This window comes from Streptomyces sp. NBC_01198 (assembly GCF_036010485.1).
Lineage (GTDB): Bacteria > Actinomycetota > Actinomycetes > Streptomycetales > Streptomycetaceae > Actinacidiphila.
Map to the genome: position 1 here is coordinate 4,080,580 of NZ_CP108568.1, position 12,671 is coordinate 4,093,250.

Annotated in this window: 12 protein-coding genes; 4 read left to right on the forward strand and 8 right to left on the reverse strand. The window is 71.9% G+C overall.

Going from position 1 to position 12,671, the window contains the following annotated elements; genetic code table 11:
• Positions 1 to 54: 54 nt before the first annotated feature.
• The 3 genes from OG702_RS18290 to OG702_RS18300 form a co-directional block, all read right to left on the reverse strand.
• Positions 55 to 558, reverse strand: a complete 504-nt coding sequence (locus OG702_RS18290; RefSeq protein ID WP_327289961.1) for an NUDIX hydrolase — start codon at positions 556 to 558, stop codon at positions 55 to 57.
• 128 nt (positions 559 to 686) lie between these two features.
• Positions 687 to 1,901, reverse strand: coding sequence for a cystathionine gamma-lyase (locus tag OG702_RS18295; RefSeq protein WP_442814463.1), 1,215 nt, complete (start codon positions 1,899 to 1,901; stop codon positions 687 to 689).
• Positions 1,898 to 2,275 (reverse strand): phage holin family protein, encoded by a 378-nt coding sequence (locus OG702_RS18300; protein ID WP_327289962.1) that lies wholly within the window; start codon positions 2,273 to 2,275, stop codon positions 1,898 to 1,900. The genes OG702_RS18295 and OG702_RS18300 overlap by 4 nt, the downstream gene beginning before the upstream one ends.
• Positions 2,276 to 2,353: 78 nt before the next feature.
• Here OG702_RS18300 and OG702_RS18305 point away from each other — a divergent pair, with 78 nt between their 5' ends.
• From OG702_RS18305 to thiC, 3 genes are all read left to right on the forward strand, one after another.
• Positions 2,354 to 2,671: a cupin domain-containing protein gene (locus OG702_RS18305; RefSeq protein WP_327289963.1), complete on the forward strand. Its 318-nt coding sequence runs from the start codon at positions 2,354 to 2,356 to the stop codon at positions 2,669 to 2,671.
• A 129-nt stretch (positions 2,672 to 2,800) separates the two neighbouring features.
• Positions 2,801 to 3,022 carry a DUF5326 family protein gene (locus OG702_RS18310; RefSeq protein WP_327289964.1) on the forward strand — a complete coding sequence of 74 codons (222 nt, stop codon included), beginning with the start codon at positions 2,801 to 2,803 and terminating at the stop codon, positions 3,020 to 3,022.
• A gap of 779 nt (positions 3,023 to 3,801) precedes the next feature.
• Positions 3,802 to 5,556, forward strand: a complete 1,755-nt coding sequence (gene thiC / locus OG702_RS18320) for a phosphomethylpyrimidine synthase ThiC (protein WP_327289965.1) — start codon at positions 3,802 to 3,804, stop codon at positions 5,554 to 5,556.
• Positions 5,557 to 5,623: 67 nt separating this feature from the next.
• On the opposite strand, the gene OG702_RS18325 is transcribed toward thiC, so the two are convergent.
• The 5 genes from OG702_RS18325 to OG702_RS18345 form a co-directional block, all read right to left on the reverse strand.
• Entirely contained in the window at positions 5,624 to 6,709 is a 1,086-nt protein-coding gene (locus tag OG702_RS18325) for an IS110 family transposase (protein ID WP_442814307.1), read from the reverse strand.
• Positions 6,710 to 6,936: 227 nt separating this feature from the next.
• Positions 6,937 to 7,296 carry a hypothetical protein gene (locus OG702_RS18330; protein WP_327289966.1) on the reverse strand — a complete coding sequence of 120 codons (360 nt, stop codon included), beginning with the start codon at positions 7,294 to 7,296 and terminating at the stop codon, positions 6,937 to 6,939.
• 164 nt (positions 7,297 to 7,460) lie between these two features.
• Complete coding sequence (locus OG702_RS18335; RefSeq protein WP_327289967.1) at positions 7,461 to 8,336, reverse strand: hypothetical protein; 876 nt, start codon at positions 8,334 to 8,336, stop codon at positions 7,461 to 7,463.
• Between the two features lie 154 nt (positions 8,337 to 8,490).
• Positions 8,491 to 9,840, reverse strand: a complete 1,350-nt coding sequence (locus tag OG702_RS18340; protein WP_327289968.1) for a metallophosphoesterase — start codon at positions 9,838 to 9,840, stop codon at positions 8,491 to 8,493.
• Between the two features lie 184 nt (positions 9,841 to 10,024).
• Entirely contained in the window at positions 10,025 to 11,131 is a 1,107-nt protein-coding gene (locus OG702_RS18345; protein WP_327289969.1) for a LacI family DNA-binding transcriptional regulator, read from the reverse strand.
• A gap of 417 nt (positions 11,132 to 11,548) precedes the next feature.
• Here OG702_RS18345 and hisC point away from each other — a divergent pair, with 417 nt between their 5' ends.
• Positions 11,549 to 12,631, forward strand: coding sequence for a histidinol-phosphate transaminase (gene hisC, locus OG702_RS18350; RefSeq protein ID WP_327289970.1), 1,083 nt, complete (start codon positions 11,549 to 11,551; stop codon positions 12,629 to 12,631).
• Positions 12,632 to 12,671: the final 40 nt, after the last annotated feature.

A 12,671-nucleotide genomic window follows, 5' to 3' on the forward strand; every position in this document is an offset into this window, starting at 1 on the left:
GTCCGCAACGGGACGATCCCGTAGCGGACCTATCAGTGGGGCGGCCGGACGGCCTCAGCCCAGCTCGGGGCCGAGCAGCCCGAGCACGCCCTCGATGTTCGCGTCGAGGTAGTGCCGCAGGGTCAGCGGCACGATGCCCACCGAGGCGATGCCCATCCTGCTGAACGGCACCCGCACCACCTCGTACTCCCCGCACGGGTTGTCCACCTCGGGGCCGTGCCGGCGGTCGAGATCCATCGACTCCAGCCGGCAGGCGAAGAAGAACTGCACCTTCACCCCGTGCGAACCGTCCTCCGCGATGTGCTCGACGGTGTCGACGAAGGCGGGCACCACGTCGGTGATCTTGGCGCCGAGCTCCTCGTCGATCTCGCGGTGCAGGGCGGCGAGGACGCCGGCGTCGTCATCCTCGACCCCGCCGCCGGGCGTCACCCAGTACGGCGCCATGCCGGGCTTGGTGCGTTTGATCAGGACGAGCTGGTCACCGTCGAGGACCAGGGCACGGGCAGTGCGCTTGACCACCGGGCGGGTGGCGGGGCTGGGGTGCGAGTCCGGGGGCATGCCAGACATCTGCCGCGGCGGGCCCGGGGGCAAACGTGCCCGCGGCCGTCAATCGAGGCGTTCGGCCGGGCCGCGCGCGCCCTGGCGCACCGCGGGCCCGGCCGGTCCGCGTAACGCGCCCGCGGCCCTCACGCCGTCGCCGCCGCGTCCAGCGCGCGCAGCACGTCGGCCACGATGTCCTCCGGGTCCTCGATGCCCACCGAGAAGCGGACGAAGCCCTGCGGCACGGCGTCGCCGCCCCAACGGGCACGCCGCTCCGCGGTGCTCTGGATGCTGCCGAAGCTGGTGGCCTCCGACGTCATCCGCAGCGCGGCCAGGAAGCGTTCGGCGTGTGCCTGGTCGGGCAGTGTGAAGGACACCACACTGCCGAAGCGGCGCATCTGCCGGGCCGCCACCGCGTGCGAGGGGTCGGTCGGCAGGCCCGGGTGCCGCAGGTCGGTCACCTCGGGGCGGGCGAGCAGCGCCGTCGCCAGAGCCACGGCGTTCGTGGCCTGCCGGTCCACCCGCAGGGCGAAGGTCGCGATGGAGCGGTGGGCCAGCCACGCCTCCATCGGCCCGGGAATCGCGCCGACCGTCTTGCGCCAGTACCGCACGCCCGCGGCCAGGTCGGGGTCCCTGGTGCTGACATAGCCGAGCAGCAGGTCACCGTGGCCGCTGAGCGCCTTGGTGCCGCTGGCCACCGAGAAGTCCGCACCCAGCGAGAGCGGCCGCTGGCCCAGCGGCGTGGCCAGCGTGTTGTCCACGGCGACCAGCGCGCCCGCCGCATGGGCCGCGTCGGCCAGCCGCCGGATGTCGCACACGTCCAGCCCGGGATTCGACGGCGTCTCCAGCCACACCAGCGAAGCGCCCTCCAGCGCGGCCAGTTGCGCGTCGCCCGCGGTCGGCGCGAGCCGCACGGTCACGCCGTAGGACTCCAGGCGCTCGCGCAGCGCGCGCGTCGTCTGGTAGCTCTCGGACGGCAGCAGGACCGTCTGCCCCGCCTTCACCTGCGAGAGCAGGACCGCCGCGACGGCCGCCATGCCCGAGGCGAAGACCGCCGTGCCGACCTCCGGGTCGCCCGGCGCCTCCAGCTCGGAGATCGCCTGCTCCAGGCGCTCCCAGGTCGGGTTGTCGTCGCGGCCGTAGAGGTAAGGGCCGCTCGCCTCACCCGGCAGGTGGTAGTGCGAGACGAAGACCGGTCCGGGCAGCGAGGGTTCGTACGCCGTCGATGGCGGCCGGCCCGCGTGCACGCTGCGCGTGCTGTCGCCGCGACCACCGCCGTGTCCGGCGCCGCCCGGAGCGCCGCCGTGTTCACCGTCCCCCGGCCCCCCGGGAATGTCCGTGCCCCCCGGCGCGCCGCTCACTCGTCGTCCGGCAGGACGACGTGCAGGGCCCAGGACACGATGCTGACGATCAGACCGCCGACCACCGCGGTCCAGAAGCCGTCCACATGGAAGTCCAGATCCAGCTTGCCGGCCAGCCACGACGTCAGCAGCAGCATCAGGGCGTTCACCACCAGCGTGATCAGCCCCAGGGTGAGGATGAACAGCGGGAAGGACAGCACCTTGACGACCGGCTTCACCAGCCAGTTCACCACGCCGAAGACCAGCGCGACCAATATCAGGCTGAGCACGGCGCGGGAGGTCGAGTCGCCGGTCAGGGTGATGTCCTTGATCACCCAGGTGGCAACGCCGAGCGCTCCCGCGTTCGCCAGCGTTTTGACGAGGAAATTCTTCATGGTGTGATCGTCGCAGACCTGATCTGCAGGGCAAGAGACGGAACAGAACCGTAGCCCGACCGCAGCGGAGGAGTGGCGATGAAGGTGTTCCGGCTGGACGACCTCGACGCGGAACGAGCCGCGAATCAGGGCGCTTACCTGCGCTTTCTCAAGGAGCCCCACATGTCGGCGGGGCTCTACGCGCTCAAGGCGGGGGAGAGCGACCCGCAGCAGCCGCACGCGCAGGACGAGGTGTACCTGGTGGTCAGCGGCCGGGGCGCGATCACCGTCGGTGAGGAGACGACGACCGTCGCACGCGGCAGCGTGATCTACGTACCGGCCGGCACCGTCCACCGCTTCCACCACATCACCGAGGATCTCAGGGTCATGGTGGTGTTCTCCCCGCCGGAACCCTAGGGGTGCGTTCAGGGTCGTATCCGGCGTCCTCGGCCCCCACATCGGGTGCGAGTGGCTTTACAGTCGATGTATCGGCGGATGAACCGCCGGACCGACCCCGGTGCGGGGACGAAGGAGAGTCAAGGCGTCATGGACAAGCTGCTGAAGGGCCTGCCGTGGTGGGTCAAGTGGGTCGCCGTACCGGTGATCGCGCTGGTGGTCTTCGGTTCCCTGGTCGCGGCCCTGGTGAGCTTCGTGATCGGCCTGCTGTTCAAGCTGGTCGTGTTCGTGATCCTGGTCGGGGCACTGGTCCTGGTCGTGAAACGCGTCACGTCCGGCGGGTCCTCGAAGTCGTCGAAGCGCGATTGGTGACGGCCGCCGCGACCCCCCGCCCCTCATTTCCCCCGCCGCCGGTGGCCCCCGCCGCCGGTGGCCCCCGCCACCGGCGGCGGCCGTACGTACCCCGCCGCCGTGCCCGTCGGTACGTCCCCCGGCCCGGCCGGCCGCCGCAGGCCGGCGGTCCGCGCTGACCACCAGTGCCGCGAGCGCCGTCGTCAGCGGTACTGACGCGACCAGGCCGATACTGCCGACCAGGGTCCTGACGATCTCCTCGGCGACGACGTGGTCACCGGCCGGCGTCCCGGCCGCGTCGGTGTCCGGTGCCGCCCCCGAGGCCTTGCAGGAGATCGCGACCAGCTGCACGACCCTGCCCTGCCGGGTCTGCTGGTCGAAGCCGACGCCGGTGCGGGCGTGATGCGGCGCCCCGCCCGGCCGCAGCACCACCAGGCCGACCACCACGGCCGCGGCGAACGGCACCAGCACCGCGGCGATGACCCGGCGCAGCCGCCGCGCGGCACCGGGCCGCGCGTATGGCCGTGCCCGTGCCCGCCGCCCTGGTGGGGGACGGCCGGCCCGGACGCCGGGCGGTGCGCTTGCTCATGGGGCGAGGAGTCCACCGGCCGATCACCGCAAGGTCCCCTGGTGCCTGTATGCAGCCAACCGCTACCGTTGGCAGCACCTTTGCAAACGCGGGAGCTCGGAGCACCGGGCTGAGAGGGCGCTGACAGCGGAAGCGGCTACCACGCCGCCGCCACAGCTGCGCCGACCGCCGAACCTGTTACCGGGTAATGCCGGCGTAGGGAGTAGGTCTCATGACCACGCAGGACGCACGCACGCGCGAAATCGGCTGGCACAAGGCGTATCTCACCGGGTCACGGCCGGACATCACCGTCCCGGTCCGCCAGGTGCACCTCACCAACGGGCGCGATGTGACGCTGTACGACACATCAGGCCCCTACACCGACCCGTCGGTGCGGACCGACGTCCGGCGGGGCCTCGCCGCGGTCCGGGACAACTGGATCATCGGCCGCGGCGACACCGCGGAGTACGCGGGCCGGCCGGTCCGCCCCGAGGACGACGGCATCAAGCACACCGCACCCCGCGGCGGCCTGCGGAATCTCGACGCGGTCTTCCCCGGCCGCCCGCGGCTCCCCCGGCGCGCCCGCGACGGGCAGCCGGTCACCCAGCTCGCCTACGCCAGGCGCGGCGAGATCACCCCGGAGATGGAATACGTCGCGCTTCGCGAGAACGTCCCGCCGCGGACCGTACGCGACGAGATCGCCGCGGGCCGGGCCGTCCTGCCGGCCAACGTCAACCACCCGGAGACCGAGCCGATGATCATCGGCAAGCGCTTCCTGGTGAAGGTCAACGCGAACATCGGCAACTCCGCGGTCACCTCCTCCATCGAGGAGGAGGTGGAGAAGATGACCTGGGCCACCCGCTGGGGCGCCGACACGGTCATGGACCTGTCCACCGGGCGCAACATCCACACCACCCGCGAGTGGGTGCTCCGCAACTCCCCCGTCCCGATCGGCACCGTCCCGCTCTACCAGGCACTGGAGAAGGTCGACGGCCGCGCCGAGGAGCTGACCTGGGAGATCTACAAGGACACCGTCATCGAGCAGGCGGAACAGGGCGTCGACTACATGACCGTGCACGCCGGCGTGCTGCTGCGCTACGTGCCGCTCACCGCCCGGCGCAAGACCGGCATCGTCTCCCGCGGCGGCTCGATCATGGCCGCCTGGTGCCTGGCCCACCACCGGGAGAACTTCCTCTACGAGAACTTCGCCGAGCTCTGCGACATCCTCGCCGCCTACGACGTCACCTACTCGCTCGGCGACGGCCTGCGCCCCGGATCGGTCGCCGACGCCAACGACGAGGCGCAGTTCGCCGAACTGCGCGCCCTCGGCGAGCTGAACTCCATCGCCAAGAGCCACCAGGTGCAGACCATGATCGAGGGCCCGGGCCATGTCCCGATGCACAAGATCAAGGAGAACATCGACCTCCAGCAGGAGATCTGCGAGGAGGCGCCGTTCTACACCCTCGGCCCGCTGACCACCGACATCGCCCCGGCCTACGACCACATCACCTCCGGCATCGGCGCGGCGATGATCGCCTGGTGGGGCACCGCGATGCTCTGCTACGTCACCCCCAAGGAACACCTGGGCCTGCCCGACCGGGACGACGTCAAGACCGGCGTGATCACCTACAAGATCGCCGCCCATGCCGCCGACCTGGCCAAGGGCCACCAGGACGCCCAGGCCTGGGACGACGCCCTGTCCGACGCCCGCTTCGAATTCCGCTGGGAGGACCAGTTCAACCTGGCCCTCGACCCCGACACCGCCCGCGCCTTCCACGACGAGACGCTGCCGGCGGAGCCGGCGAAGACCGCGCACTTCTGCTCGATGTGCGGGCCGAAGTTCTGCTCGATGAAGATCTCCCAGGACATCCGCCGCGCCCACGGCGGTACCGAGGCCGAGATCGAGGCGGGCATGGCGGCGAAGTCCCGCGAGTTCGCCGAAGCGGGCAACCGGGTCTACCTGCCGCTGGCGGAATCCGCTCAGTGAGCCGCGCCGTGGCCCCGGGCGCGAGGCGTGCGGCCGGGGCCGCGGCCGCCGGATGCTCCTATAGATGTCAAGCGGCAGGAGCAAGGTCGGTTTGTGTGGCTTGTTCGGTCGGTGTGCTGGTCAGGGCGCGGTAGACCTCGCGGGCGACGAATCGTTTGAGGCAGCGCATGATGTCCTTTTTGGACAGGCCTTCCTTGGTGCGGCGTTCGACGTAGGTGCGGGTGCGCTCGTCGTAGCGCATGCGGACGAGCACGATGGTGTGCAGGGCGTTGTTCGCGGCCCGGTCGCCGCCTCGGTTGAGGCGGTGGCGGTGGGTGCGGCCGGAGGATGCCGGGATCGGTGCGACCCCGGCCAGGTGCGCGAAGGCGGCCTCCGAACGCATACGTTCGGGGTTGTCCCCGGCCGAGACCAGCAGTTGGCCGGCGGTTTCGGGGCCGACGCCGAACAGTTCCAGCAGTGCGGGAGCGGCCTGCCGGGTCAGCGGACCGAGTTCCGCGTCCAGCTCGGCGATCTCGGCGTCCATCGCCTGGTGGCGGCGGGCCAGGCGGCGCAGGGCTGCCCGGGTGGCGGTCAGCGGGCGGGACAGGTCGTCGCCGGGCCGCAGCCGGGCGAGCGTGCGTATCAGCGTGGCCCGGTCCACTCCCGCGACCTGCTCGCGCAGCATCGCAGGCGCCGAGACCAGCAGGCCCCGGATCTGGTTCATCGCCTGGGTGCGGGCCTTGACCGCGCTGCGGCGAGCGGTCCGCAGCACGCGCACGGCCTCGACCACGCCGTCCCGGCTCTTGGGGGTGCCGGTGGCCCGCCCGGACAGTACGGCTGTCGCGGCGGCGTAGGCGTCGATCGGGTCGGACTTGCCCTTCATCCGCCGGGTTTTGCGGTCCGGACGGTCGACATCGATGACTGTGACTCCTGCGGCGGTGAGCACCCGGGCGAGTTCGGCCCCGTAGGCGCCGGTGCCCTCCACACCCACCGCGGCCAGCTCGCCGAGTGAACGCATCCAGGCCAGCAGATCCCGGTAGCCGCGGATCGTGGCCGGGAACTCCTGGTCAGCCAGGTGCCGGCCGATGGTGTCGATCACCGCCGCGTGGTGGGTCAGGCCGTGGGTGTCGACTCCGCCGGTGATCTGCGGGCCGTCGTGCGTCATGCTGGTCATGTCCGTCCTTGTGGCGTGTCCGTTCCGAGGGCGGCACGCGCCGGTCGGGCGGGTGGACAAGACAGTGACGGGGCTTCTGGACCAAGCTCCTATGAAGTCACAAGCGCCCGTCCGGCCGCGTGCGTGGTGACGCCCGGCGGGCCGACAAATCCCAAACAGGACAGTCGAGACGTCAGTCAGTTGGCGAGTCAGGCCCACCCGTAGCGTCACCACGAACATCATCACTGTCAGTTGGGGGCGGCCGGCGGGCCCCAGCCGACCGTGGAGAAGCTGTGCCACAGGCCGAGGGAGACCACCGCGCTGGTGGTGAGGGTCGTCGCCAGGTAGGAGCTGGGGCGGCCGACCGGGTCGGTGCAGGAGGCACCCCTGTGCAGGACGATGTCGATGGCGAGGCCGTTGCTGACCCGGTCCACCCCGAGCGGCGCGAAGGCGTGGCACTTGCCGTGGATCGGGTTGCTGATGGTCTGGGTGAAGGTTGCGCCGCGAGTGGCGGTGATCTGTCCGGCCGAGGTGTCGGAGCAGCCCGTGGCCGCCCACACCAGCGGGACGATCGTGCTCAGGGCGGCGAGCGTACGGCGGACGCGCATGGACCTCTCCCGTCTGACCAGGTACGGGATGAGTCAAACAACGCCAGGTGCCGGGCGCGACCGGGGTCGGCCAACCGGGGGGCGCGGTGTCACTCGGGCGGAGGGGGCCGCGTCCGGCCGGCCGCGCGGCAGGCGGGCGGGACCGTGCCGCCACCGCGACGGCCTCACTCGGGCGCGTGGTCCGGTCCGCCGAAGTCCGGGCTGCCGAAGTCGGGACTGCTGAAGTCCGGACTGCTGAACCGCGGCCCGGCGGCGCGCGGCTGCGGGTCCTGCGGGGAGGAGAAGTCGGGGCGCGAGTAGCCAAGGCGCGGCATCCGCGGCACGGAGGGCGCCCGGACCGGCGCGACGGGGGCCGTGGTGTCGTTCAGCGCGTCGTCGAGGAAGGGCAGCAACCCGCGGTCGAGCAGCGCCTGATGCCAGGCCTCCCGGGCCCGTACGACCTCTGGCGGCATCCTGTCGGCCGAGTCGTGGATGGCGGTGGAGCCGGTCCGCAGCGCGGTCAGCAGCAGCCCGATGCCGCCCAGGACGATCGACGCGGCGGTGACGGCGGCGAAGAACCAGCCAGCCGTGCGCAGCGGCGAGGCGATCGCGGGCTGCGGGTGGACCGCGGCCATGGAGTAGCCGATCAGCAGGAAGATGACCGCCGCGGCTCCGGCGAGCAGCGGCGTCAGGACGGCGATGACGGCGGCCAGGCCGGCCCCAGAGCCGGCACCGTCCGCGACGCCCATGGCGGCGTAGCCGAACGCCCGGCTGTCGCGGGACTGCGCCGCCTCACGTACCGCCTCCCGCGTCTCGGCGCGGATGGTGCGGTACACGTCGTACTCGTCGGCCGCCTGCACGCTGATCTGTTCGGCGGCGGCCAGCGCAAGGGTGCGCAACTGCTCGGAGTTCAGCGGCAGGCCGCTGCCTGCGGTGCCGGTCGGCCCCGCGGGGCCGGCGGCACCGTCCTCGTCCAGAACGATGCGCAGTGCCTCGTCCAGTACGTGCTCGAAATCGGGGCGGTCTTCGTTGAGCAGGTGTGGGGCGGTGGTCATGTGCATCCCCCGATGCTCCGACTCCCCGGGCGAGGCCGGTGTTCCGTGGGAGGAACGGGCTCGGCCGGCCGGATGCGCGGAGAGCGGTGTGCCTACGGATAAAGCGATGGTAGAGCGGGGAGGTCAGACCGTGACAGGGTGCAACCAGGAAATGTGGAGGCTAGCCAATCAGCGGGAGTTGGGCAACCAGCAGACGTCCTTCCATGGTGACGCCGCCGTCCATCGCCACCGCGAGGCTGTCCGCGTAGATCATCGGGCCGCTCACCGCGTAGCCCCGTTCCTCGCCGTCCTGCGGCACTTCGCCGCCGGCCTCGCCGAGCAGGTAGGGGATCGGGCTGTGCCCGTGCACGACCCGCTGACCTCCGTAGACGCCGAGGATCTCGCGGGCGGCCTCCGGGCCGTCGTCCCCGCGGAAGGCGAAGCGCTTGGTGAGTTTGCGGAACAGGTCCCAGCACTCGTCGGCGTCGTTGCGCTGCAGGACGCCGGTGATGGCGTCGTTCATCTCTTCGATGCTGCTGCCGTAGTCCAGATACGCGGTGGTGTCGGAGTGCATCAGCAGGTGGCCGTCGGTGAGGTGGGCGGCGTCCAGCCGGGAGATCCAGGTCAGGTGGCGGTCCTCGAGCCGCTCCATGTCGGAGGGCTGGCCGCCGTTGAGCCGCCAGGCGGCGAGGAAGGAGGCGGTGCCGCCGACGGAGTTGACCGGCGTGTCGCCGAAGCGGTGGGCGCCGAGCAGCAGCAGTTCGTGGTTGCCCATCAGGGCGCGGCAGTATCCGCCGGCCGCGGCGGCTTCGGCGGACAGCTGCATGACCAGCTCGATCACCCCGATGCCGTCGGGGCCGCGGTCGGTGAAGTCGCCGAGGAACCACAGCCGGGCGCTGCCCGCCGACCAGTGGCCCTCGCTGTCCACCAGTCCGCGTTCGGCGAGCGCGGCCAGCAACTCGTCGAGGTATCCGTGCACATCGCCGACGACGTAGAGCGGCCCAGGACGCTCCGGCCGGTCGCCGACGGTCTCCGAGGGGTCGGCGAGCACCGGCAGGTCGTGGGCGGTGGGGGTGTACTCGGCGGGGATCAGCGAGCCGTCCTGCTCGGTGGGGTCGTACGGCCGGGGCGGTGCGGGCACCGTCGGGGCGTGCGGGGGCGCGGGCGGCGCGCTGTCGAAGGCGGGGACGGGCGGTGGCGCGGGGTAGCCGCCGGCCGCGCTCTGCTGCCCCTGGGCGTAGCCCGCGGCGGGTTGGTGCTCGTGGCCGTAGCCGCCGGGCGCCTCCCGCACGTGCTCGTAGCCCGCGGCGGCCGGTTCGTGTTCGTAGCCGCCGGGCGTGTCGTACTGCGCTGCCGCGGCGGCGCCGGTGTCGTACCCGACGGCTTCCGCCGTGCCCGCGGCCTGGTCGAACCCGGGCGCGGGTGGGACACCCAGCGCGTGCTCGTAACCTGCCGCGCGCTCAAAAGCCGCCTCGGGACGCCAGCTCTCCGCGGTCCCGGGCTCGGCCCCCTGACCTGCCCCCTGAGTCATCGACCCCTCCACGATCGCGCCGCCATCCGCCCATCATAGGAATGACGCTGTCGCGTTGTGACATACCCGGGCAGCTGGATTTCGCACGGTACAGACAAAACACCCCGTAGGCACCGCCGGAATACGAAGGCTTGACGAAGGACGGTGCCGCGCGTCGCCGTTCTGGGGCGCCGTCCGACGGTAGCTAGCCCTCGCCCCGGGCCGGGGCGCGGGGTGGGCTGACGGTGGTGCGGTGGGTGCGGCGCTGCGAGGACGTACGGATGATCAGCTCGGTCGGCATCACCTGCTGCACGGGCTGCGCGGGTCCGACGCCTTCGATGGCGTCGATGAGCAACTGCACGACGGCGGTGCCGATCCGGCGGGGTTTCAGCGACAGGGTGGTGATGGGCGGTTCGGTGGCGGCGTAGCCGGTGCTCTCGCTGCAGCAGACCAGCAGCAGGTCGTCGGGCACCCGCAGGCCGTAGCGGCGGGCGGCGGCGAGCAGGTCGGTGCCGTTGGGGTCGAAGAGGCCGTAGACGGCGTCGGGGCGGTCGGGCCGGGCGAGTAAGCGGTCCGCGGCGACCGCGCCCGCGCACGGGTCGTGCGCCGGGTAGGCCTCGTAGACCGGTTCCTGGCCGATGCGTTCGCACCACTCCAGGTAGGCGGTGGTCGACAGCCGGGTGTACGTGTCGGTGCTGGTGCCGGTGAGCAGGCCGATCCGCCGGGCGCCGGCCGCCGCGAGGTGGTCGAGGATGCCGAGTACGGCCTCCTCGTGGTCGTTGTCGACCCAGGCGTGCACGGGCAGGCTGCCGGCCGGGCGGCCGTCGCTGACCACCGGCACGCCCTGCCTGACGAGTTCGGTGACCACCGGGTCCTGGTCGGAGGGGTCGACGACGACCGTGCCGTCCAGCGCCACGTTGCCCCACACGTCGTGCCGGGAGGAGGCGGGCAGGATGACCAGGGCGTACCCGCGGGCCAGCGCGGCGGAGGTGGCGGCCCTCGCCATTTCCGCGAAGTACGCGAATTCGGTGAAGGTGAACGGTTCTTCGCCGTATGTCGTCACCGTCAGGCCGATCAGGCCGGACCTGCCGGTGCGCAGCGTGCGGGCGGCGGCGGAGGGGCGGTAACCCAGCCGGTCGGCGACCTCACGGACATGGCGTCGGGTGGCGTCGGGCAGTCGGCCCTTGCCGTTGAGCGCGTCGGAGACAGTCGTGATCGAGACGCCGGCGGCAGCGGCGACATCCCTGATCCCCGCCCGCTCCAGCCGGCGTCCGACGGGCCGGCTCGCCTGGTGATTCCCTGCTGCTGTCATGGCGTTGCCGATAGTAGGGCGGCGCTGGTCCGCTCGGCCGCCACCCTGCTGGGCACCAGGAAGGAAGGTTTCTGCATGATCGAAAACGTTATGCAAGGTGGAATATGCGGTTGGCAGGGCGGGAGTTGAGGCGATACGGGCGCGAGCACGGCGATCCATCGGCCATTGGCCCAACGGAAGGCGTCACGCCAACTCACTCCTACGGGGGACGCGCGCCACCCCGCGCGCCACCGGAGCATGGGCCGGGGCACGGCTCGCGCGCAAGGCCGCGCGCTCGCGGCAAGGCCGGCCTACGGCCGCCGGACGCCACCCCGGGGGGTGGCGCGGCAGGTGCCCGGCGGCGGTCCTGGCGAGCGGTCAGGAGCACTGTGGTGCAGGGCACTCCCCAGGTCGGCGCGGTGCTCGTAGGGTGTGGCCATGAGCCCCGAGACCCCGAAGCTGCGCCCGGAACTGGACGGTATCCCCACCTACAAGCCGGGCCGGCCCCCGGTGGTGGAGGAGGGCATGCCGGCCTTCAAGCTGTCCTCGAACGAGAACCCGTACCCGCCGCTGCCCGGTGTGCTGGAGGCGGCGGCCGCCGCTGCGGCGTCTTTCAATCGTTATCCGGACTTGGCATGTTCCGCGCTCACCGGCGAGCTGGCGGCGCGTTTCGGGGTGCCGGCCGGGCATGTCGCGACCGGGACCGGGTCGGTCGGGGTGGCGCAGCAACTGCTGCAGGCGACCGCGGGTTCCGGCGACGAGGTGATCTACGCCTGGCGGTCCTTCGAGGCCTATCCGATCATCACCCGGATCACCGGTGCCCGGGCGGTTCAGGTGCCGCTGGACGCCGCCGAGCGGCACGACCTGGACGCGATGGCCGACGCGATCACCGAGCGGACCCGGCTGATCTTCGTCTGCAACCCCAACAACCCCACCGGCACCGTGCTGCGCAAGGCGGTGCTCGAACGCTTCCTGGACCGGGTGCCGGACGACGTGCTGGTGGTGCTGGACGAGGCCTACCGCGAGTTCAACACCGACCCCGACGTGCCCGACGGCACGGACCTCTACCGCGAGCGGCCGAACGTGGCGGTGCTGCGGACCTTCTCCAAGGCGTACGGCCTGGCCGGGCTGCGGATCGGTTTCGCCATCGCGCACGAGCCGGTCGCGGAGGCGCTGCGCAAGACCGCGGTGCCCTTCGGGGTGAGCCAGCTCGCCCAGGACGCGGCGGTGGCGAGCCTGCACGCCGAGCCCGAGCTGCTGGAGCGGGTCGCGCGGCTGGTCGTCGAGCGGACCCGGGTGTCCGGCGAGCTGACCGCGCAGGGCTGGACGGTGCCGGAGACGCAGGCGAACTTCGTCTGGCTGCGGACGGGGGAGCACACCGAGGCCTTCGCCCAGGCCTGCGAGCGGGCGGGCGTGATGATCCGGCCGTTCCCCGGCGAGGGCGTACGCATCTCGGTCGGCGAGACGGCGGCGAACGACCTGCTGCTCCGGACCGCGCAGACGTTCCGCAAGGAGATGTGACCGGCTCCCGCTCCATCGGGCACTCCCCGACCGCCAGGAA